At 62.0% G+C, this 17881-nt stretch carries 18 protein-coding genes; 3 read left to right on the forward strand and 15 right to left on the reverse strand.

Annotation, left to right across the window (positions count from 1 at the left end; translation table 11 throughout):
* Positions 1 to 10: 10 nt before the first annotated feature.
* The gene (locus ABID97_RS26205) at positions 11 to 2200 is read right to left on the reverse strand and encodes a xanthine dehydrogenase family protein molybdopterin-binding subunit (protein ID WP_354402087.1); all 2190 of its coding nucleotides are present in this window, start codon (positions 2198 to 2200) and stop codon (positions 11 to 13) included.
* A gap of 169 nt (positions 2201 to 2369) precedes the next feature.
* On the opposite strand from ABID97_RS26205, the gene ABID97_RS26210 reads away from it, so the two are divergent.
* Positions 2370 to 3092, forward strand: a complete 723-nt coding sequence (locus ABID97_RS26210) for a Crp/Fnr family transcriptional regulator (RefSeq protein ID WP_354402089.1) — start codon at positions 2370 to 2372, stop codon at positions 3090 to 3092.
* A 300-nt stretch (positions 3093 to 3392) separates the two neighbouring features.
* Here the strand turns inward: ABID97_RS26210 and ABID97_RS26215 are convergent, their stop codons facing one another.
* The 3 genes from ABID97_RS26215 to ABID97_RS26225 all read right to left on the reverse strand — a co-directional run bounded on the left by ABID97_RS26215 (position 3393) and on the right by ABID97_RS26225 (position 5802).
* A complete protein-coding gene (locus tag ABID97_RS26215) occupies positions 3393 to 3962 on the reverse strand; it encodes a flavodoxin family protein (RefSeq protein ID WP_354402091.1) in 570 nt (189 codons plus the stop codon).
* A 156-nt stretch (positions 3963 to 4118) separates the two neighbouring features.
* On the reverse strand, positions 4119 to 4535 hold the full coding sequence (locus ABID97_RS26220) for a hypothetical protein (protein ID WP_354402093.1): 417 nt from the start codon (positions 4533 to 4535) through the stop codon (positions 4119 to 4121).
* Positions 4536 to 4791: 256 nt separating this feature from the next.
* Positions 4792 to 5802, reverse strand: a complete 1011-nt coding sequence (locus ABID97_RS26225) for a zinc-dependent alcohol dehydrogenase family protein (protein ID WP_503012827.1) — start codon at positions 5800 to 5802, stop codon at positions 4792 to 4794.
* A gap of 109 nt (positions 5803 to 5911) precedes the next feature.
* Between ABID97_RS26225 and ABID97_RS26230 the strand changes: the two genes are divergently transcribed.
* Positions 5912 to 6829: a LysR family transcriptional regulator gene (locus ABID97_RS26230; RefSeq protein WP_354402095.1), complete on the forward strand. Its 918-nt coding sequence runs from the start codon at positions 5912 to 5914 to the stop codon at positions 6827 to 6829.
* Here ABID97_RS26230 and ABID97_RS26235 read toward each other — a convergent pair.
* Genes ABID97_RS26235 through ABID97_RS26245 form a run of 3 tightly spaced genes read right to left on the reverse strand, consistent with a single transcriptional unit; the run spans position 6826 to position 9886 of the window.
* Complete coding sequence (locus ABID97_RS26235; protein WP_354402097.1) at positions 6826 to 7821, reverse strand: SLAC1 anion channel family protein; 996 nt, start codon at positions 7819 to 7821, stop codon at positions 6826 to 6828. The two genes, ABID97_RS26230 and ABID97_RS26235, sit on opposite strands and share 4 nt — an antisense overlap.
* Before the next feature lie 37 nt (positions 7822 to 7858).
* On the reverse strand, positions 7859 to 8869 hold the full coding sequence (locus tag ABID97_RS26240; RefSeq protein ID WP_354402099.1) for an SDR family NAD(P)-dependent oxidoreductase: 1011 nt from the start codon (positions 8867 to 8869) through the stop codon (positions 7859 to 7861).
* Between the two features lie 6 nt (positions 8870 to 8875).
* Positions 8876 to 9886, reverse strand: coding sequence for an alpha/beta fold hydrolase (locus ABID97_RS26245; RefSeq protein WP_354402101.1), 1011 nt, complete (start codon positions 9884 to 9886; stop codon positions 8876 to 8878).
* A gap of 287 nt (positions 9887 to 10173) precedes the next feature.
* Between ABID97_RS26245 and ABID97_RS26250 the strand changes: the two genes are divergently transcribed.
* Entirely contained in the window at positions 10174 to 10695 is a 522-nt protein-coding gene (locus tag ABID97_RS26250; RefSeq protein ID WP_354402103.1) for a hypothetical protein, read from the forward strand.
* A gap of 70 nt (positions 10696 to 10765) precedes the next feature.
* Here ABID97_RS26250 and ABID97_RS26255 read toward each other — a convergent pair whose 3' ends face one another.
* The 8 genes from ABID97_RS26255 to ABID97_RS26290 form a co-directional block, all read right to left on the reverse strand.
* Complete coding sequence (locus ABID97_RS26255; RefSeq protein ID WP_354402105.1) at positions 10766 to 11719, reverse strand: MBL fold metallo-hydrolase; 954 nt, start codon at positions 11717 to 11719, stop codon at positions 10766 to 10768.
* A 23-nt stretch (positions 11720 to 11742) separates the two neighbouring features.
* A complete protein-coding gene (locus tag ABID97_RS26260; protein ID WP_354402107.1) occupies positions 11743 to 12042 on the reverse strand; it encodes a tautomerase family protein in 300 nt (99 codons plus the stop codon).
* A 160-nt stretch (positions 12043 to 12202) separates the two neighbouring features.
* Positions 12203 to 12682, reverse strand: a complete 480-nt coding sequence (locus ABID97_RS26265; protein WP_354402109.1) for a nuclear transport factor 2 family protein — start codon at positions 12680 to 12682, stop codon at positions 12203 to 12205.
* Positions 12683 to 12720: 38 nt separating this feature from the next.
* On the reverse strand, positions 12721 to 13827 hold the full coding sequence (locus ABID97_RS26270; RefSeq protein WP_354402111.1) for a Gfo/Idh/MocA family protein: 1107 nt from the start codon (positions 13825 to 13827) through the stop codon (positions 12721 to 12723).
* Positions 13828 to 13863: 36 nt separating this feature from the next.
* Positions 13864 to 14841 (reverse strand): quinone oxidoreductase family protein, encoded by a 978-nt coding sequence (locus ABID97_RS26275; protein WP_354402113.1) that lies wholly within the window; start codon positions 14839 to 14841, stop codon positions 13864 to 13866.
* Positions 14842 to 14845: 4 nt separating this feature from the next.
* Positions 14846 to 15868, reverse strand: a complete 1023-nt coding sequence (locus ABID97_RS26280) for a zinc-dependent alcohol dehydrogenase family protein (RefSeq protein ID WP_354402115.1) — start codon at positions 15866 to 15868, stop codon at positions 14846 to 14848.
* 70 nt (positions 15869 to 15938) lie between these two features.
* Positions 15939 to 16571, reverse strand: a complete 633-nt coding sequence (locus ABID97_RS26285) for a LuxR C-terminal-related transcriptional regulator (RefSeq protein WP_354402117.1) — start codon at positions 16569 to 16571, stop codon at positions 15939 to 15941.
* A gap of 188 nt (positions 16572 to 16759) precedes the next feature.
* Positions 16760 to 17647: a LysR substrate-binding domain-containing protein gene (locus ABID97_RS26290; protein WP_354402119.1), complete on the reverse strand. Its 888-nt coding sequence runs from the start codon at positions 17645 to 17647 to the stop codon at positions 16760 to 16762.
* Positions 17648 to 17881: the final 234 nt, after the last annotated feature.

Below are 17881 nucleotides of genomic sequence, written 5' to 3' on the forward strand. Positions count from 1 at the left end.
GTCGGGCTCCTCAGGCGGGTACCGGCACGGTGACCGGCGTGGGCAGCTTGCCCGGGGGGATGGGGGTGAAATCGACGGGAAAGTTCAGCGGAAAACTTCGCGGCTTCTTGCCGGTGGCGCGCGCGTAAGCGTTGGCGATGGCGCCAGAGCTGGCCGACAGGCCCACTTCGCCCAGGCCGCCGATCGCCTCGCCGCTGGTGGCGGGCATGATGATGACCTTCACGTCCTTCGGATAGTTTTTCATTCGCGCGAAGTGGTACTGCGAGTAGCTGCCTTCCAGCGGCAGGCCGTTCTGGATGTGCAGGCCGGCCGTCAGCACGATGGAAATCGACTCGCACAACCCGCCCTGCATCTGCGCCTCGATGCCCGAGGGATTGATGGGCGTGCCGACGTCGATCGCGATGGTGGCGCGGGTCACCTTGATGTCGGCCGGCACGCGCGCGTCGATCTCGACGATGCACGCGGTGAAGGACTTCGACTCCTGGTGCACGCCCACGCCTTGCGCAAACCCCGGTGGCATGGCCTTGCCCCATTGCGCCGCCTCGGCCACGGCCTTCAGCACCGCGCGGGCGCGCGGCAGGCGCAGGTATTCGAGGCGGAAAGCGACCGGGTCCTTGCGCAGCGCCCTCGCCATCTCGTCGACGAGGATCTCCTCCACCAGGCGCGAAGGCTGGATGTGCACCGAGCGGTAGGAGCAGGTGTTGATGTCCATCGCCACCGGTGTCAGCAGCTTGGTGGTCACGCCGAAGTTGTACGGCGAAGAGACCATGGTCTTGAACATGGCCTGCTCGATGGCGAAGTTGCCCACCGTCTGCGGAAAGCCGTTGGGCAGTGCGATGGCCGCGGCGCCCAGCATCTCGCCGAAGCCGTGGCGCGTATCGAGCCGCACGCCGGCGATGCGCTGCTCGAAAGCAATGACCTGGCCCAGCAGCATCGTCGCGCGCGCCCGGTGGAACATGGGCGGGCGCACGCGGCCGTGGCGCATGTCGTCGGTGCGGTGGTACATCAGGCGACAGGGCCTGCCCAGCGCCTTGGAGATCTGTACCGCCTGCAGGGTCGCGTCCCAGAACAGCCGGCGCCCGAAGGAGCCGCCAGAGGGCACGGCATGCACCTTGACCCTGTCCAGCGGCAAGCCCAGATCGGCCGCGACTGCCTGCTGCGTGACGATCGGACTCTGCAGGCCGGACCAGACCTCGGCCCGGTCGGCGCGCACGTCGGCAATGGCGCATTCCGTTTCCATCGGGCAGTGCGAGACCGCCGCGAACTCGAACTCACCCTCGACCGTCAAAGCGCCCAGCGGTGGCAGCACGAAGGGCAGCAGCGCGGACTTGAGCTTCTGCTGGATGCTGGCGTTGGACTCGGCGGCGACAGCGCCCGCGGTCCAGGTGACGTCGAGCGCATTCACCGCGGCCCAGGCCTGCCCGAAGGTCTCGGCCATCACCGCCACACCGGGCGGCGTGGGCACGATGCCGTTCGTGGCGGGAATCGGCGCGATGCCCAGGACGCCGGGCATGCCCATCACCGCGGTCGTGTTGTTGATGCGAACGAACTGGCCGTTGATGGTTGGCGGCCGGCACACCATGGTCGGCTTCGCGTCGGGCACCGCCTGGTCGAGCGTGAACTTCTTGCGTCCGGTCACGATGTCCAGCGCGTCGAGCCGTGTGACGCGCCGGCCGACCACCGGGTTTGCGGACCCCCCCGCCAGTCCGCCCACCCCGCCGAGCAACGGCATGCCTGCATGCAGTGAACGCACGCTCGAGGAGCCTCCGGTGAGCTGGTTGAACACCAGCTCCGGACTGGCGTCGGCGGAGCCGACCTCGATCGCATTCAACGGCAGGCCGAGCTTGTCGGCCAGCATCATCGCGGCCGCGGTGGCAATGCCCTGGCCTGATTCGAAGCGCGGCAGCTCCAGCCGGACACGGCCGTTCGCAAGGCCGCTCACCTTGACCAGCGGCATGGTCGGCAACGCCGTCACCGTCACCGCATCGCCGATATCGATCAGGTCGGTCGTGTCCGGTGGGGTCATCGGCAATACCGCGGCCCGGGCCGAAGACGGCGCCGCGAGGCCGCCGAGTCCCGCGGCAGCTGAGATCAGCGGTGCAGAGGCCGCGTATCCCAGCAGGTCGCGCCGGCGCATGCCCGGCGGTTCGTCATGAGATGGCGCAGGCGTGGGGCCCGCGCCGGATTCCGGATGTTCCATCCTTGTCTCCAGTCTTATGGTTGTGGCGAACAGGAACCAATATGGCATGATCGCCGCGCCAAAAATGTCTTTCCGAAGACATTACTTACGGGCGTGTTCGCCGGCCTTGCGACGCGGGCTCGGCGCGCACGAGGAGCGAGCAAGCAACAGGCAAGCGAGGGAAGCACGTATGTCGTCGACGGCCATGGAGACCATGCTCCGCGGGAGCTTGTGGGCGCAGACCCTGACGGCCGAGGAGCTCGACCGCGTGGTGCGCGAATCGCATGAGCGCGAAGTGCCGGTCGGCGGTTTCGTCATGCGCCGTGGCGAGCCGGCCGATCTCTGGCTGGGCGTCATCGAAGGCCTTGTGAAGATGTCGATCTCGCAGGCCGATGGCCGCATCTCCACCTTCACCGGCGTGACCACCGGTGGCTGGGCCGGCGAGGGCTCGCTGCTGACGCCGAGCCCCTGGCGTTATGACGGCGTGGCCATGCGAGCCACGCGCATGGCATGTGTGCCGCGCCACACCTTCGAGCGGCTCGTCTCGACGAACCTCGGTTTCAATCGGTTCTTGCTCTCGCACATCAACGCACGCCTGAGCCTGTTCATCGGGCTCGTGGAGTTCGACCGCTTGTTGGGCCCCGACGCGCGTGTCGCGCGCTGCCTGGCCAGCCTGTTCGACCCGATTCTCTATCCGCAGGCGAGCAGTTTCGTGCGCCTGAGCCAGGATGAGATCGGCCTGTTGTCCGCCGTTTCTCGCCAGCGCGCCAACAGGGCACTGCACGCGCTGGAGCGCGCAGGCTTGCTGCGCGTGGAGCACGGCGGCGTCGAGGTGATCGATCTTGGCGGCCTGCGCAGCTACCTTGGAGAGACGGGCGCCCTGGCGTCCGCCGAGCGGCGAAGTCTTGCGTGATGACGGCGGCGCGCCGCGTCCGCAGTTGGGGCCGCGTTTTGAAGCAGCGAGGCCGGCCGCTCAGTCGGCGAAGTAGCTCGCCGGCGCTTGCTCGCGCAGTGCCGCAACGTGTGCGGCGATGTGGGTCGAAAAGCGCGAGTAAAAAAGAGCCCAAGCGGTTGATTTTGCTTAGGGCCTTCGAACTTCTTCCGAATTTGTAGGGATGATTTGAGGCATTGCGCAGTAACAGTTTCAGTAACCCCGCCTCCAGATCAACAGGCGAGTAAAAGTTACTGCAGTGCAAGAACTCCGACTCTCCAATCAATTCGAAACCTGTCGCCGAAATCGCGCGAGCGTGTCCGACACACGTTGACCGAAGCGGCGTGCTGTTTCCAAGTCTCCAGCAGCCATTTCATCGGTGGACGCATCCGACGGCGTTGTCGTAGCAAGGCCGCTGAATGACGCTACATAGTTGATGTCATTTCGCTCGGCCGCCTTGGTACTGCTCGGCAGCATACCCATGCCCACCCAAAGCATCCCGTGCTGTTGTGCCATCGTGAACAGCGCGTTGAGCGTGGCGGCCTTGTCTCCGTTCATGCCCGCCGAGTTGGTGAAGGCCGCAGCAAGCTTGTCCTTCCACCCCATGACAGCCCACACTTTGGACGATTCGTCGATGAACTTCTTGAACTGCCAGCTTACGCTGCCTATGTAGGTCGGAGACCCAAACACGATCGCGTCGGCCTTGGACAGCTGCTCCCAGCCTTCGGATGGAAGATTGCCTGCCTCGTCGATACGCAAGAGCTGCGCCTCTGAAGTGAGTGCGACTGCTTCTGCAATCCGCTTGGTGTGGCCGAAACCGCTGAAATACACAACGACGATGTTTTGCGACATGGTGCCTCCATTTAAGAAGAGCCGTCGTGCGCAACGGCCAACTGTTCTGCCGATCGCGAAGCGACGTGAACGAATGCCTGCTCAGAATTTGCAATGACTCCCCGGAGCTTTCTGCTGGTGGGCCGCTTGCCGACGGACCGAATTTGCCCAGCGGCATCACTTGCGCTGGCTGCTTCCGTAGGAGTCGCCGTAACTTGGAATCGCGCCGACCTTGTTTTCTGCTTTCAGTTCCGCCCGTTTGGCGCTGCGCTCGGCCCTCCGCTCGGCTCTTGGCAGTCGCGCGATCGCACTTGGCTTGGGGTTGCCCTCTCCCGGCATGAAGGCGCGTGCTGCTTCGCCGCCCGTGGTTTTCCGAGCCTCGCGCGCCTTAACTCGCTCTGGACGCGACACCTTGGGCCGAGCTTCTGGAATCGGGTCGCCTTCTCCCGGCTTGAACTCGCGAGCAGTCTGCGTCGCCTCGGCTTTCCGCTCCGCGCGAACCTGCGCCGCTTGCGGCTTGGTTTGTGCCAAGCAGCTTAATGAAGATCCCAGGAACACAGCTCCGATGATCGACACATAGGCAATTGATTTCATGATTTGCTCCTGACTGATAATTGGAAGAAGAAAGTTCACTCGCTTGGCCTGAGAAAACCAAGCCTACGAGGCCTTCAATCTTTGGTCAGTAGCGCTTTGTCGACAACGTTCCAAATGCCGACGTCTTCTACTTCTGAAGGTAGACGCATGAAAAGACCCGGGGCAATCGGCTCATGAACTGCGATAGCGCACGCGAGGGCGCGCACATCGGGTTCTGCGCTTGAGGGACCAGCCCCTTGCACCCGCACTTTCCAGATCAAACGACGTTAACAACAATCTTGCCGGTTGCGTGGCCTCCGATAGCGCGCGCATGCGCTTGTTCAACCTGAGCGAGCGTGAAGCTCTGGGTGTCCAAGACAGGACGAATCTGGCCTGCTTCGACCAGCTTGGTGATCTGCGCCAGGATCTCACCGTGATGGGAGCGGCCTGTGCCGCTCAGCATCGGCATCAGCGTGAAGACACCGGAATAAGTGGCGCCTCGAAAAGACAGCGGTGCCAGTGCGTGGGTGCCCCAACCCAGCGCGCTAACGACATGGCCGGTATACCGGCGCACGGCTTGAAACGACGCGTCAAGGGTGGCGCCCCCCACGGTGTCGTACACCACGTCGAACCCCTCGTCCGCCGTGTGCTCAAGAACATACGCGGCGGGCGTGGATGTCGTGTAGTCGATGGGTGTGGCACCCAAAGATCGGACCACATCAAACTGCGCGGGCGTGACGGTGGTGTACACGTCAGCGCCGATCGAACGGGCAATCTGTATGGCCGCGCTCCCGACTCCCCCCGCGCCACCATGAACGAGCACCTTGTGGCCGGCACTCGTCCGGGCCCGATCGACCAAGCCCTCCCACGCGGTGATCGAAACCAGTGGCAGCGCGGCCGCCTCGCGCATCGACAGGTTCGCAGGCTTGTGTGCGAGCAGATCCGCATCGACGGCGCCGTACTCGGCCAAGGTGCCTTGCAGCCCACCCACACCCCCGACAAGACCGTAGACCTCGTCACCCACGTGGAAGCGAGTCACGCCGGCGCCGACCTGGATGACGGTACCCGCCAGGTCCATGCCAAGAATCGCCGGGAGTGGGTGCTTCGCATGCGCCGCAGTGCCGGCGCGAATCTTGGTGTCCAGCGGGTTGACGCCGCTGGCGGCGATACGGACCAACACGTGGCCGGCGGAGATTTCCGGAACGGGGCGCTCGGCGATCAGAAAGGCGCCATTGGCTTCGTGAACCAAGGCGGCCTGCATCGTGGCGGAAATAGGTGAGTTGCGCATGGCAAAGTCCTCTTTAACTTCTGGTTGATAGGAGGGCCTTACTTTGGGGTTTTCATTTGTGAATGTAAATTCACAGAACTGAACACTCTCTATTCATATTTGAACTCCCATGGACTGGCAGGATCTCCGAATCTTTCTGGCGGTTGCGCGTGCGGGCACGTTGAGCGGCGCAGCCGCACGTCTGGGAATGTCCCAGCCGACCATGGGGCGCCGCATTCGGGCGCTGGAAGACTCAACCGGGCAGAAGCTGCTGCATCGTGGTCCGGAGGGATTTCAACTCACCGACGAGGGCGCGTCGGTGCTCTTGCACGCAGAGCGTATGGAGGAGGAGGCGCTCGCCATCGAGCGACAGCTGGCCGGTCACGGCGCTGACCTCCAGGGGCTTCTTCGGGTGTCGTGCTCCGACTGGTTCGGATTGCATGTCCTGTCACCGGTCATCACTGAATTCGTCGGACGCCACCCGGGCGTTCGCATCGACCTCATCACGGACGTACGTTTTCTCGATCTCGACCGACGGGAGGCAGACTTGGTGTTTCGCATTCGGCCTTCCGAAAGCCCAGGGGTCGTCCAACGCCACCTCATGCACATGAGCTATGCGCTCTATGGGCCAGCTGGCGTGCAAGGGCCCGCAACAGGCAATGGGGCCGACATAAAACTGATCACGCTGAATACGGCCTTCGAGGATCTGCCGGACGTGCATTGGCTGCGCAGCACGTTCCCGTCAGGCATCTTCACGCTCGGCAGCAACAATCGTGATGTGCAAGCTCGCTTGTGTGGCCTGGGGGCAGGATTCGCTGTGTTGCCAACCCTCCTCGGCGATCACTTCCCTGGCATCGAAAGGCACGACCTGGAGCCGCCGCCACCTGGCCGGGACGTCTGGTTTGTCTATCACCAGGACCTTCGTGGACTGGCGAGACTGCGAGCATTCCTGGACCTGGTGATCGAGAAACTCGGCGGACGCACCACCCATGCCGGCGCGGCGCCCGAGCCGTTCGTGACTCCCGCTCTGCAGGTGAAGGACCGCTAACTGCTGAGCGCCCCTATATCGCCGCGAAACTCCCCCACCACAGTTCGGATCAAGAGCCACAGGATGACAAGCGTCGACACGGCCACCAGCCCGATCGCAATCGTTATGGTGATCGATCCAGGCTCCGCTTCGGCGAACCGGAGCGAGGCTATGGCGGAAGCTGCAAGCGGGAAGCTGACCGCCCACCACGCGAACCGGAACGGACAGCAGTTTCCCAGATTCCTGAGCCGTCCCAGCAGCACCAGCAGAAGGAAGATTGTCAGCACATACAACGACTTGGCGAACAGATCGACCTGGCCCGTCGTTGCAACATAGGTAGACATTCCAACCGCAAAGGGTGCCACGAGGATCATCAGGGTAGGGCGCAGTGCTACGGGCATTGGCGGCTCGAAAACCAGGCGCGAGAAGACCAACGTGAAGAGTGGAATCGCGAAGAAGAGACCGATCGCCAAGCCGGCCAGCATGAGGCCTCGCAACTGCGGCAAAGATAGATAGGGAATCGCCAGCGGCAAGTCAAGCAAGCCGACCACTGGAAGGATCCATGCCGGCGTCGCGTGGGTGATTTGATGCTGCGAACTCAACCAGCGGTCCACGATGAATATTGCAAAGGCCGCCATTCCCAGCGCCCCGACTGCCCACATGAGGCGCGCGACCATCAAGTTCAGCGGAGCGATGACCATGGGCAAAAGCAGGAGGCTGATCCAGAAGGTCGCGAAAAGGTTGACCGCAATAGGATGGCCGAACTCGGCTTCGGCCCGCGCCCTCGAGTGCATGAGCTTCGCAGCATAGGCAAGCGTGACGAGGACGAACGCCAAAATCGCCGCGTATGCGAAGGCCTGCGCAATCCACGAAGGTGTGGCGAACTGCGCATGCATGGTGGCCCACACCAAACTCAGGCCCGTCAAGCCCATGACACTGCCGAAGAGGCCGACGGGTACATGAGCCCACTGGCTCGTCGAAGACCCAACTGCTTCTGTCATAGTGGTGTTCATGCTGTCTGCCCCCTTTGGTTTGAGCCTCTGATACCAGTCAATGAAGCAAACAGGCAGCGATCTCCCAGAGGCGATGTGCATTGGTAGCGTCGAGCGCATACGGAGCAACCCCGCGATAGTCCGCAGATCGCACCGGCACGATCTCTGCCTCATTGCAGTCCTCGAAGTAGCGCCCGCCGACCCCACTGAGCAGAGGGGAAGCCGCCAGGAGCACAGATGTGGCCGCACCTTGCTGCACGGACTTCTGTCTCTCTTTCGGCGTCTTCAAGCCACCCGAGTGCTTCTGAAGGTTCGTCGCGATCGCCCCGGGATTGAGCGCATTGGCGAAGATGCCTTCACCCGACCAGCGGCGATTCGCCTCCATCGCAAGAAGGATGCACGCTGTCTTGGATTGCCCATAGGCAACGAAGGGTGTGTAGGGAATGAAGTTGAAGTGCAGGTCGTCGAAGTTGACTGGAGAGAAGAGACTGCCGCTTGAACCAAGTGAGACGATGCGTGCGCCATTTGCCGCAGCCAGCGCGTCGTGAAGTCCCACCGTCAGTCCCATATGCCCCATGAAGTTGGTCGCGAACTGCAGTTCCCATCCCTCTGTAGAACGCTGTAGCTCCGGCAGGGCCATGATCCCAGCGTTGTTCACCAAGATGTGCAGCGGTCCGCGCCATTCCTCGACGAAGTCACGCACCGAGCGCGGACTCGATAGCTCCAGAAGCGCAACGTGAACGCGGCAGCGCCTGGCGGCAGCTATGGCATGAGCCACCTTCTTGCCCGCCTCTACGTCCCGAACGGCCAGCGTAACATCGGCGCCGGCGTGCGCGAGCGCGCGCGCCGTCTCGATGCCTATGCCCGACGTAGCACCCGTGACGATGGCGCGCCGACCTGACAGTCGAACCCCTGAGAGCACTTCATCCGCTGTCGACGCGAAATCGAATGGCGTCGATATCCTGGCTGTGCCTTCGCGAGTGCCCAATCCCCAGGCCGGAGGATCGCTGGCCGGAAACGATTCCAGGCCAGCTTCCTCTACTGGATCCCGTGAACTTCCGCCGGACATCGAAGGTCACGCCTTCTGTTCAGACTTGATGAAGTCGAGCAGGTCGGCGTTGAACCGATCCTTGTGGGTATCGGTCAGCCCGTGCGGAGCGCCGGGATAGACGATAAGCTTTGAAGTCTTGACCATCTTGGCCGAAGCCCGGCCGCCGACGTCGATCGGAACCACTTGGTCGTCGCCGCCATGGATCACGAGCGTCGGAATGGTGAACTTCTTGAGGTCTTCCGTGAAATCCGTCTCGGAGAAAACCTTGATGCAATCGAACGTGTTCTTGTGTCCGCCCATCATGCCTTGCAGCCACCAGGCATCGATGAGGCCTTGGGAAGCCTTGGCACCCGGGCGATTGAAGCCATAGAACGGTCCGCTCGCGATGTCCTTGAAAAACTGCGAACGGTTCGCCAGTTGCTGGGCGCGGAGCCCGTCGAACACTTCCAGGGGAACGCCACCGGGATTCGCCGCTGTCTTCAGCATCAGCGGCGGAATGGCAGAGACGAGTACGGCTTTCGCGACGCGTTTCGTCCCGTGGCGGCCGATGTAGCGTGCGACTTCTCCGCCGCCGGTGGAAAATCCGACCAGCACGGCATTCCTGATGTTCAGCGAATCCAACATGACTTCCATGTCGTCCGCATAGGTGTCCATGTCATTGCCTTGCCAAGGCTGGCTCGAGCGGCCATGGCCTCGCCGATCGTGCGCGATGCACCGATATCCTTGCCCGCCCAGGAACAGCATCTGGGATTCCCAGCTGTCGGAGCTCAGTGGCCATCCGTGGCAGAACACGATCGGCTGGCCGCTTTTCGGCCCCCAATCCTTGAAGTAAATCTGCGTGCCATCTTTGGTTGTGACGGTGTTCATCGTTCGGCTTCCTTTCAGTGGATTGCGAGATGCAGGCATTCCTGCGGCCTGGGCGGATGCGACCTGAGTCGCCGTGGAAATCGAGAGTGCAAGCGCAACGCCGGCGCCGCCAGCGAGTACGTCGCGGCGCGTCGCGCCGTGTTTGCTGATAACGATTGATCTGGCCATGGCGTGGATTCCTTTTCGGTTGGTTGAAAAGAATCGTAGGCAGTGGATGCGCCTCGAACATCTGCCGCTGGAACGTCCTTGCATCGGTCAGAAGACTGTGTGCAAAGGGAGACGTCTTTGCTGGCTGTGGTCGGTCCTATGGAAGATGCGTTGACAGCTCCCGGGGGAGAAAGTACCTGCACGAAGAACCATTCGTCGAGTACGCCAATGCCACACGCAACCCTCAATTTGTTTGCGCCCTCTCAGTTGCACAGGGGACAGCCATGAGGCGGGACCCCACCTACGCGATGGATCACCAGCCGGAGTTCGTGCTGTCGATGCAGACCGCCTTGGCACTGGAGCTCGGTTCGTCCCACCGCGTCGGCGGAGTGGCGCGAACCTGGACTCCCGTTCCGGCGTCGCCAACGGCGACCCGAGACCACGCCTTCGTCGCGTTGCTCTCGGCCCTGCGGCCTTTTGGGGGGCTCATGCGCGTCGATGACCTTGCAGACGTATTAGTTCGCAGAGGTCACGGCGACCATGCCAGCTTAGCGCGGGCGATTGTGTCGGGCGAGCTCATCAGCTTTGAGTGGAACCGAGACTATTGGATACCCGTGTTCCAGCTCGATGGATACAGCCTGGTCCTGAAGAGCGGGGCGAGGAAAGCCGTGGCACAGCTGGCAGGGGTGTTTGACGGCTGGGACTTGTCGATCTGGTTCGCCACTCCCAATCCTTGGTTGGCTGAGCGCGCCCCGGTTCAAGTCATCGAAGAAGATGAGGATGCCGTGGCGGACGCGGCAAGGGCCGCGCGATTCATCGTGAAAGGCTGAAGTTTCACTATTTGGGCAGCGGCATCGCTGGCTCGCCCCCGTGCAGGGAGCGAGCTCAAGCCCTCACAGTCTAGACGCCCATGTAGACCAAGAGCGTGAAGAACGCCGGATCGATCACAAAGGCACCGTACTTTCCGTCGAACTTGGCGGTCGGTTTCAGTGCCACGATCTCGGCAAGCGACTTTCCCTGCTTCTTCAATGCAGCGACGTTCTTTCGCGACGTGACCAGCATGTCCCGGTACTCCATGAGCTCCGCGCGATTTCCAATCGGACCATGGCCTGGAATGACGATCGTTTTTTCCGTCGTTCGCTTGAGGCTCGCGTCGACCCACCGGATCATGCCGTCGATGCTTCCACCGGCACCGTAGTCGATGAACGGATAGTGGCCATTCCAGAAAATGTCGCCGAGCTGAAGCACGTCCGCTTTCTTGAAGTACACCGCGGTGTCGCCATCGCTATGTCCGCCACCGTAGTTGGTCAGGATGATCGTCTCCCCACCGAACTCCATCGTTTTTTGCTTTCCGTAAGTGACGGTCGGCAACGCTCCAGGCGGCAGAGGAGGGAATGTGTAACCCCATTCGATCACGCGGGTGCGGTCCCGTAGCCGCTTCAGCACGTTGTCATGAGAGAGAATCGTTGCGCCTTCGGCGTTCACCCATTCATTACCGTCGGAGTGGTCCCAGTGCCAGTGCGTGTTGACGAGGTACCGCGGCGGCAGCTTGCTGATGCCGTCGAGCGCCGCCTTGACCTTCGGCTTGGAGACGGCGATGCCGGAATCGACGAGGAACTTGCCGTCGGGCGTGGAAAGTACCCCGATGTTCCCGCCCGAGCCCATCAGAACACTGAGGTTTCCTCGGATCGGCGTAACAGTGATGTCCGCCTTCGCTGCTTCATCATTGATGGCGAGAACGGGACTGGTGACTTCGGCGCTCGCAGGCAGCGCCGTCAGGACTGCGATGGTCAGTACGCAGGCAGCGGCAAGTGCGCGCACCGCGGATGTAGGGCGTGTAGCTGATTTCATCATGCAACCTTCGTTTCGCTCGGGGTCTACGAGCGGACCGGTGCTGCGGCGGCCCATTCCGCTCGGGTCATCGGCTCACCGTTAATGGTTTCGAAAATGGCCTTGGAATTGCCCAGCGTCTCCTTGAGCGATTTGGGCCCTGCGAACGGCCGTCCACCGATATGCCAGCCGTCCGTATGGAGTTCCTCGATCAGGACCCACACCACCTCCCTGAAGGCTTCCGAGCCTTCGAACTTGACCATGACGTCGGTGAGCGCCTTAGCGAGCGCGTGCTTCTCCTCGGTCGAAAATACACCGTCGACCAGCTTTACGTTGACAAATGGCATGTTGAACTCCTTGAGGAATGGACGAGAGAAAGTGCATGGCGAATGCCAGCCCTGGAAGCGAGAGCCGCGACCGCGTGCTCTTCGAGAAGACCAACGAGGATTCGCTGATCCAATTTCGTGGAATGAGCGCTGGCTCATTCAATGACGCCTTGAAGGTGTTTCACGACAGGCCGTCCGCATTGGCCTGCGTATCGCCGCTGGGCAGCACGAACGAACTCAATATCTGACGATGCAGCTCGAGCTTTGCGAGAAACCAGTCGTCGCCGTGTTTCTCCCACGTCTCGTAGTAGTGGCCATAGCCGCGCATGGCGGAGCCCGGGTTGCCGTTGTGTGCGGGGAACACCAGGTAGTCCTCCATGGCCCAGATGGCGCAGACCCTGCGTTCGGAAACCAAGGAGAGTTCGGAGTTGCATACCCGGTGACTGGTCCGTGCACCTTCGAGCAACCGTACTGTCGGCCCGAGGAGGTCCTCGGTCGAAGAAAACTCATGAAGAACCTTGCCGTCTACTCCATAGAAGATGAACTTTGCGTGGGGCAAGGTCAGCCTCTTGAAGCTCTCCCATTGCTTGGTGTCCACAAAGCGGCAGTACTGCGCCTTCTTGAGTCTTATCCTTTCGGCGATTTCGAACGATATGTGCATTGGATGCTCCGGTGTATCGGCCTTGAATGGACGGAGGGCTATGCGTTTCTGCGAGCGAGGGATTGCACCTTTCCCGTGGCGGACGCCCTCTCGATCGCTGCAATCACCTCGTGCTGGTAGCAAGCGCGCGCGAAGTCGGGCGTGAGATGCGTGTTGTTCCGGATATCGTCGGCCAACTGGGCATAGAGCCGCAAAGTGTTGCCCCCGGGCACTCCAGGAATGTCGAAGTCCGTCTGCAGGCCAGGCAACTCGATGTCGGAGGCCGTAATGTCATCGCCTCGTGCACCGCTAAGTCTCAAGTCCGCGACTTGTACGTTCCCGATGGGTGAGCTGACGACCAGATCGCCTTCTGTTCCATTGATTTCCCAGTGAAGATTGCTGCCTCGCGAAACCCCACCGCGGTAAAAGATGGACGCAGTCGCACCGCTGTACAGTCCACCGAAAATGGCGATCTGGTCCGGGGCCGATACCGCCAGCATCCGATCGTCTTCCTTGACGCGGACCCATTGCCGTCCCATACCGAGCCTCGCGCCTACATCGACGAAATCTCCCAGCATGAAGTTGAGTGCGTCCAGTGCATGGAGTGTGGGGACGGTCAGGGTGGAGGCGCCCTCCGCCACATCGAAGATGTAGCCGCGCGACCGTTCGGTCTCCGGTCCCCATGCGATTCCTGAGCCGACCAGCGTGGTTGCCAGAACTTGTCCGACATAGCCTTCGCGGATCAGCTTGCGCGCATGCTGAATTGCCGGTGCAAAGCGGCCTTGCAGCCCGATAGCCGTGCGAACGCCTGCCGCCGTCGCTCGCTCCGCCAGGTCTCGCGCTTCGGCAAGTTCTCTGCCAAGCGGCCACTCGCAGAGCACCATCCTTCCTGCCGCCAGGGCAGCCGAAACCATGGCGTGGTGATGACGTACCTTCACCGTGACAACGACGAGATCCACGTCGGGACAGGTGACGAGCTCCTCGTAGTTATCGAACGCCAGTACGCCAAACGCAGTCGCGGCCGCCTCGGCCGATTGCCTGCTGCTCGTGCTGACTGCCCGAAGCTCATAGTCAGGAAGAGCGCGGATCGCAGGGATATGGGCGGCGATAGCCCATCCAGGATTGAGCGGACTTGCACCGATCACTCCGACGCCGATTCTTTTCATGATCTAGCTTTCAATGGTTGTAGGGCTGATGGCTGTTCAAGGCCGAGGCAGCAGGAGAAGCTTGCCGGTGGTGCGGCGTGACTCGATGTCACGATGCGCGCTTGCGGCGTCCGCGAGCGGATACCGCTTTCCGATCGACACCGTTAGATCCCCAGCGCGAACCCAGTCAAACAAGCGGCTTGCATTGCGGACCAGGCGCTCATGCGTCCGACAATGATCAAGCACGACTGGGTACGTGACCTTGATGCTCTTGGGAATGTCCCAGACGGTGAATGGCGGCATCGGCTCGTCGAAGAGCGGCCCGTAGAGAGCCAGCGTTCCGTGAAAGTCGACAACCGCGAGTGAATTTCTGAATGTCTCGGCGCCGGAGCCGTCATAGACGACTTGCACTCCAACATTGCTGGTGAGCCGAAGGAGCTCGGCGGCAAAGTTGCCGCTGCGGTCGACAATCACATGGCTTGCACCCGCTGCCTTGGCGGCCGCAATCTTCTCGGCGCTCGACACGCGGCCGATCACCCGCCCGCCGAGCACGCGCACCATTTGCGTGAGCAGCAAGCCCACGCCACCGGCAGCTGCATGTATCAATGCAGTCTCACCGGGTCGGAGCATATGGGACTCGAAGACCAGGTTGCTCGCTGTGAGTCCCTGCATCATCAACCCGGCGGCCGTCTCGTAGGCGATGTCATCCGGCAAGGGAACGAGCTGGGTGGCCGGAACGATCACTTGCTCGGCATAGCTGCCCCAGGCGAAATACCACGCCACCCGGTCATCGACCTTGAATGATGTCACCTCTTTTCCGAGGCTGATCACCTTGCCGGCACCCTCTACTCCGGGTGTCAATGGCAAATCGGTTCGCCCACCCGGATGTCCGCGGCGTGTGCCCGTGTCCATGAAGTTGACTCCGGCGGCCGCAACTTCCACAAGCACTTCGCCAGTTCCGGGTGTCGGGCAATCGACGTCTTTCAGCTTCAGTTGTTCGGGGCCGCCATGGGCTTCCAGAACGATGGCCTTCATCGGACTACTCCCGGTTGAAAGGCTGCCGAGCGTCGATATCGACGACAAGCTTGCCTTCGGCCGTGCGGTCCCTGATGGCCCGATACGCGTCGTCGACGGTGTCCAGCGTGAAGATGCGCGGGTCGACGCGGGGAACAAGCTTTCCGTCTTCGACCAGGCGAGTGGCGTGCCGAAGGATCTCGCCGTGGTGTTCACGCCCGACTCCGCTCAGCATCGGCAGCAGCGTAAAAACACCCGAATAGGTTCCTGCACGGAAGGACAGCGGACCGAGGGCGTGGGTTCCCCATCCAAGGCAACTCACGACATGACCGAAGCGGCGCACTGCAGCGAACGATGCGTCGAGCGTCGCCCCACCTACTGTGTCGTACACCAGATCAAAGCCGTGCCCGTCGGTGTGCCGCCCTACATAGTCCTCGATAGACTCTGCGGCGTAGTCGATCAGGACGGCACCGATCTTTTCGACATAGCTTCGCTTCGACTCGGCATCCGTTGCATACACCTTCGCACCGAGCGCATTGGCGATCTGGACGGCCACGTGACCGACGCCGCCGGCGCCTCCATGAATCAATACCTGCTGGCGTTTCTGGATTGATGCCCGGTCTACCAGCCCCTCCCAGGCGGTGATAAATACCAGCGGCAGCGCGGCCGCTTCCCTCATGCTCAGGTTCCTCGGCTTTGGCGCGAGCAGCCTGGCGTCTACTGCCGCAAACTCTGCCAGGGATCCCTGAAGCCCGCCGACGCCTCCGGTCATGCCATACACCTCGTCGCCCCGCTTGAAGGTGGTCACGCCGCTTCCCACATTTTCGACCACTCCGGCCAGATCCAGGCCCAGGATGGCAGGCAACGGATGCTTCGCGTGCGCGGCTTCGCCCGCCCGGATCTTCACGTCGAGTGGATTCACGCCGCTGGCCCTGATTCGCACGAGAACATGCCCTGCGGAAAGACTTGGACTCTGGATTTGAGCCACACGGAAGGCAGCGCCAGGGCTGTCCACGATTGCGGCGAGCATCGATTCGGGATGGGTCATGTGTATCTCCTTGGTGCTTGTGTGCGCCGGGCGCCTTGCCGAGCGGGGCGAAAAACCATGCGAGCGTCCGTCAAGCCAACCCGCGTTGCATGGCCGTCGAGGCAGCTTCGGTACGACTTGCGACCTTCAGCTTCGAGAGAATCGATTGCACGTGGCACTTCACGGTGCCGACGTGCAAGTCGAGCTTGTTCGCAATCGCCTTGTTGGAGAGCCCGAGCGTCACCAAGGAAAGGACGTCTTGTTCCCGGACGGTCAGCGCTTCCTGAGACAGGCAGTCCGCAATTCGCTCGGCGACCGGGATACCGATGCATCTCGAACCGCGACCTGCGGCGCGAACCCCTTCTGCGAGCTCACGCGGGGAGCAGTCGGGCGTGAGATATCCGAGAACGCCACATTCAAGTGCGACCCGAATCTCACGCTGGCTATTTCTGGCGCTCAAGACGACGACGCGCCTGCGGGGCGTCGCGCCAACGTAAATGTCAGCGCTTTCGCGCCCGGGCCCCACGAGGTCCATGGCCGCGTCGTAGTCGGCCACGATGACGTCGAGGTCCTGGGGCGGCGGCGCCGCCGAATCTTGCAGTGGTGGACCGCAACGCACCACCATGCCTGGCTCTTCGCGCAATGCTGCACAGATTCCGAGCCTCAGCAAAGGCTCGGCATGCATTACGAACACCTCGAATGAACTTTGCCGCTGAAGGTACATGACCGCTGCTCCAGATAAGGGTGGCATCGAGTGCTTCGCATCTCGACTTTTGATGCCTCGATGATCCGAGGCCACCCATAGCAACGGCGTATGAATGAATTTGCCCCGCTTATGAAGGCCTGCGGGGACTCCCGGTTAGGGCGAGCGCCACGGAGCGCTGCTCAGGCGGCGAGCGTGTCGCCGCAAGCTCAGAGTTGTCGCGTCGCGGTGAAGCTGTGAGCGGCCAGGAGGACGCGCTTGACGGCGCTGTCGCGTTCCCGCGTTCTCGACACCAAGTAGAGCGGCAGCTCGAGGTGCTCGCTTGTGTCCTCCAGTTCGACGAGCGCTACGGCGGGATCTGCAAAACGGCGGCAACTGGCAGGCAACAGAGCGACCCCCAGGCCGCCGCTGACAAACGACAAGATGGTGGGTACTTCAAACGCCTCGAGTGCAGCGCGCGGCTGAAAGCCGGCGGCACTGCAAGCGGCGAGGATGCGCGAATCGATGGTTACGAAGCGGTCCGCATTCAGCGAGGTGAGCTTAAGGCTGGCCTGGTTGGCCAAGGGATGCGTCCGGGGAAGAGCGGCCACCATCCTTTGACGGTGAACGAGCGTGAATTCGAGCACGTCCGACGCGAAAGTGGATTGCCGCACGAGCCCGAGGTCAAGCTCGCCTTCCTCCAGCTTGTACATCTGGTCATAGGAGGGCAGTGCGGACATCTGGAAGCGGACGCCGGGCAGCTGGCGCTGCAGGAACGGCAACAACTCGGGCAGCAGATCGAACGACGCGGATTGGACAAACCCGATTCGACAAAATCCCTCGCCGCCGGAAGCGATTGCGATGACATTGCGCTCCATTTGGCCTACGAGCGCCAGAACCTCTCGCGCGCCTCGTGCGTAAGCCTTGCCCGCCGGAGTCAAGACCACTGATCGATTCGTTCGGCTGACCAGCGGAACGCCCATCTGCTCCTCGAGGCGTTGCAACGCCAAGCTCAGTGCTGGCTGAGACATTCCGAGCTTCGTGGCTGCAGACGTGAAGCTGAGCGTCTCTGCCAGCACTGTGAAGTAGCGCAGGGTTTTGAGCTCGCTGTGAATCATGTGGCCGCCAGCTTTCGAGGGCGTCGTCTAAACCCCGGAGCGTGCGACCCGCGGAGGCCGCAACCCGGTACCAGCCGGCACGCTAACCGCCCATGTCGTTTTCGTGAATAACATTTTCACGTTACTCCTTGTCGGCTTCGTTCCGCGCCGCGCACAATGACTCAGCGAGAAGTCTGCGAGGCAGTTGCCATTCGTTGTCGAAATCCCCGGATCGACTCACGCAAAAACGTGATG

The sequence above is a fragment of the Variovorax sp. OAS795 genome, assembly GCF_040546685.1.
Classification (GTDB): domain Bacteria; phylum Pseudomonadota; class Gammaproteobacteria; order Burkholderiales; family Burkholderiaceae_C; genus Variovorax.

Bases quoted from the DNA above. Each gene is read 5' to 3' on its own strand.
- ABID97_RS26265 (WP_354402109.1), bottom strand. From the start codon at position 12,682: ATGCACATATCGTTCGAAATCGCCGAAAGGATAAGACTCAAGAAGGCG.
- ABID97_RS26220 (WP_354402093.1), bottom strand. From the start codon at position 4,535: ATGAAATCAATTGCCTATGTGTCGATCATCGGAGCTGTGTTCCTGGGA.
- ABID97_RS26240 (WP_354402099.1), bottom strand. From the start codon at position 8,869: ATGTCCGGCGGAAGTTCACGGGATCCAGTAGAGGAAGCTGGCCTGGAA.
- ABID97_RS26210 (WP_354402089.1), top strand. From the start codon at position 2,370: ATGTCGTCGACGGCCATGGAGACCATGCTCCGCGGGAGCTTGTGGGCG.
- ABID97_RS26225 (WP_503012827.1), bottom strand. From the start codon at position 5,802: ATGCGCAACTCACCTATTTCCGCCACGATGCAGGCCGCCTTGGTTCAC.
- ABID97_RS26205 (WP_354402087.1), bottom strand. From the start codon at position 2,200: ATGGAACATCCGGAATCCGGCGCGGGCCCCACGCCTGCGCCATCTCAT.
- ABID97_RS26280 (WP_354402115.1), bottom strand. From the start codon at position 15,868: ATGACCCATCCCGAATCGATGCTCGCCGCAATCGTGGACAGCCCTGGC.
- ABID97_RS26285 (WP_354402117.1), bottom strand. From the start codon at position 16,571: ATGTACCTTCAGCGGCAAAGTTCATTCGAGGTGTTCGTAATGCATGCC.
- ABID97_RS26290 (WP_354402119.1), bottom strand. From the start codon at position 17,647: ATGATTCACAGCGAGCTCAAAACCCTGCGCTACTTCACAGTGCTGGCA.
- ABID97_RS26245 (WP_354402101.1), bottom strand. From the start codon at position 9,886: ATGGCCAGATCAATCGTTATCAGCAAACACGGCGCGACGCGCCGCGAC.
- ABID97_RS26260 (WP_354402107.1), bottom strand. From the start codon at position 12,042: ATGCCATTTGTCAACGTAAAGCTGGTCGACGGTGTATTTTCGACCGAG.
- ABID97_RS26230 (WP_354402095.1), top strand. From the start codon at position 5,912: ATGGACTGGCAGGATCTCCGAATCTTTCTGGCGGTTGCGCGTGCGGGC.
- ABID97_RS26270 (WP_354402111.1), bottom strand. From the start codon at position 13,827: ATGAAAAGAATCGGCGTCGGAGTGATCGGTGCAAGTCCGCTCAATCCT.
- ABID97_RS26215 (WP_354402091.1), bottom strand. From the start codon at position 3,962: ATGTCGCAAAACATCGTCGTTGTGTATTTCAGCGGTTTCGGCCACACC.
- ABID97_RS26255 (WP_354402105.1), bottom strand. From the start codon at position 11,719: ATGATGAAATCAGCTACACGCCCTACATCCGCGGTGCGCGCACTTGCC.
- ABID97_RS26235 (WP_354402097.1), bottom strand. From the start codon at position 7,821: ATGAACACCACTATGACAGAAGCAGTTGGGTCTTCGACGAGCCAGTGG.
- ABID97_RS26250 (WP_354402103.1), top strand. From the start codon at position 10,174: ATGGATCACCAGCCGGAGTTCGTGCTGTCGATGCAGACCGCCTTGGCA.
- ABID97_RS26275 (WP_354402113.1), bottom strand. From the start codon at position 14,841: ATGAAGGCCATCGTTCTGGAAGCCCATGGCGGCCCCGAACAACTGAAG.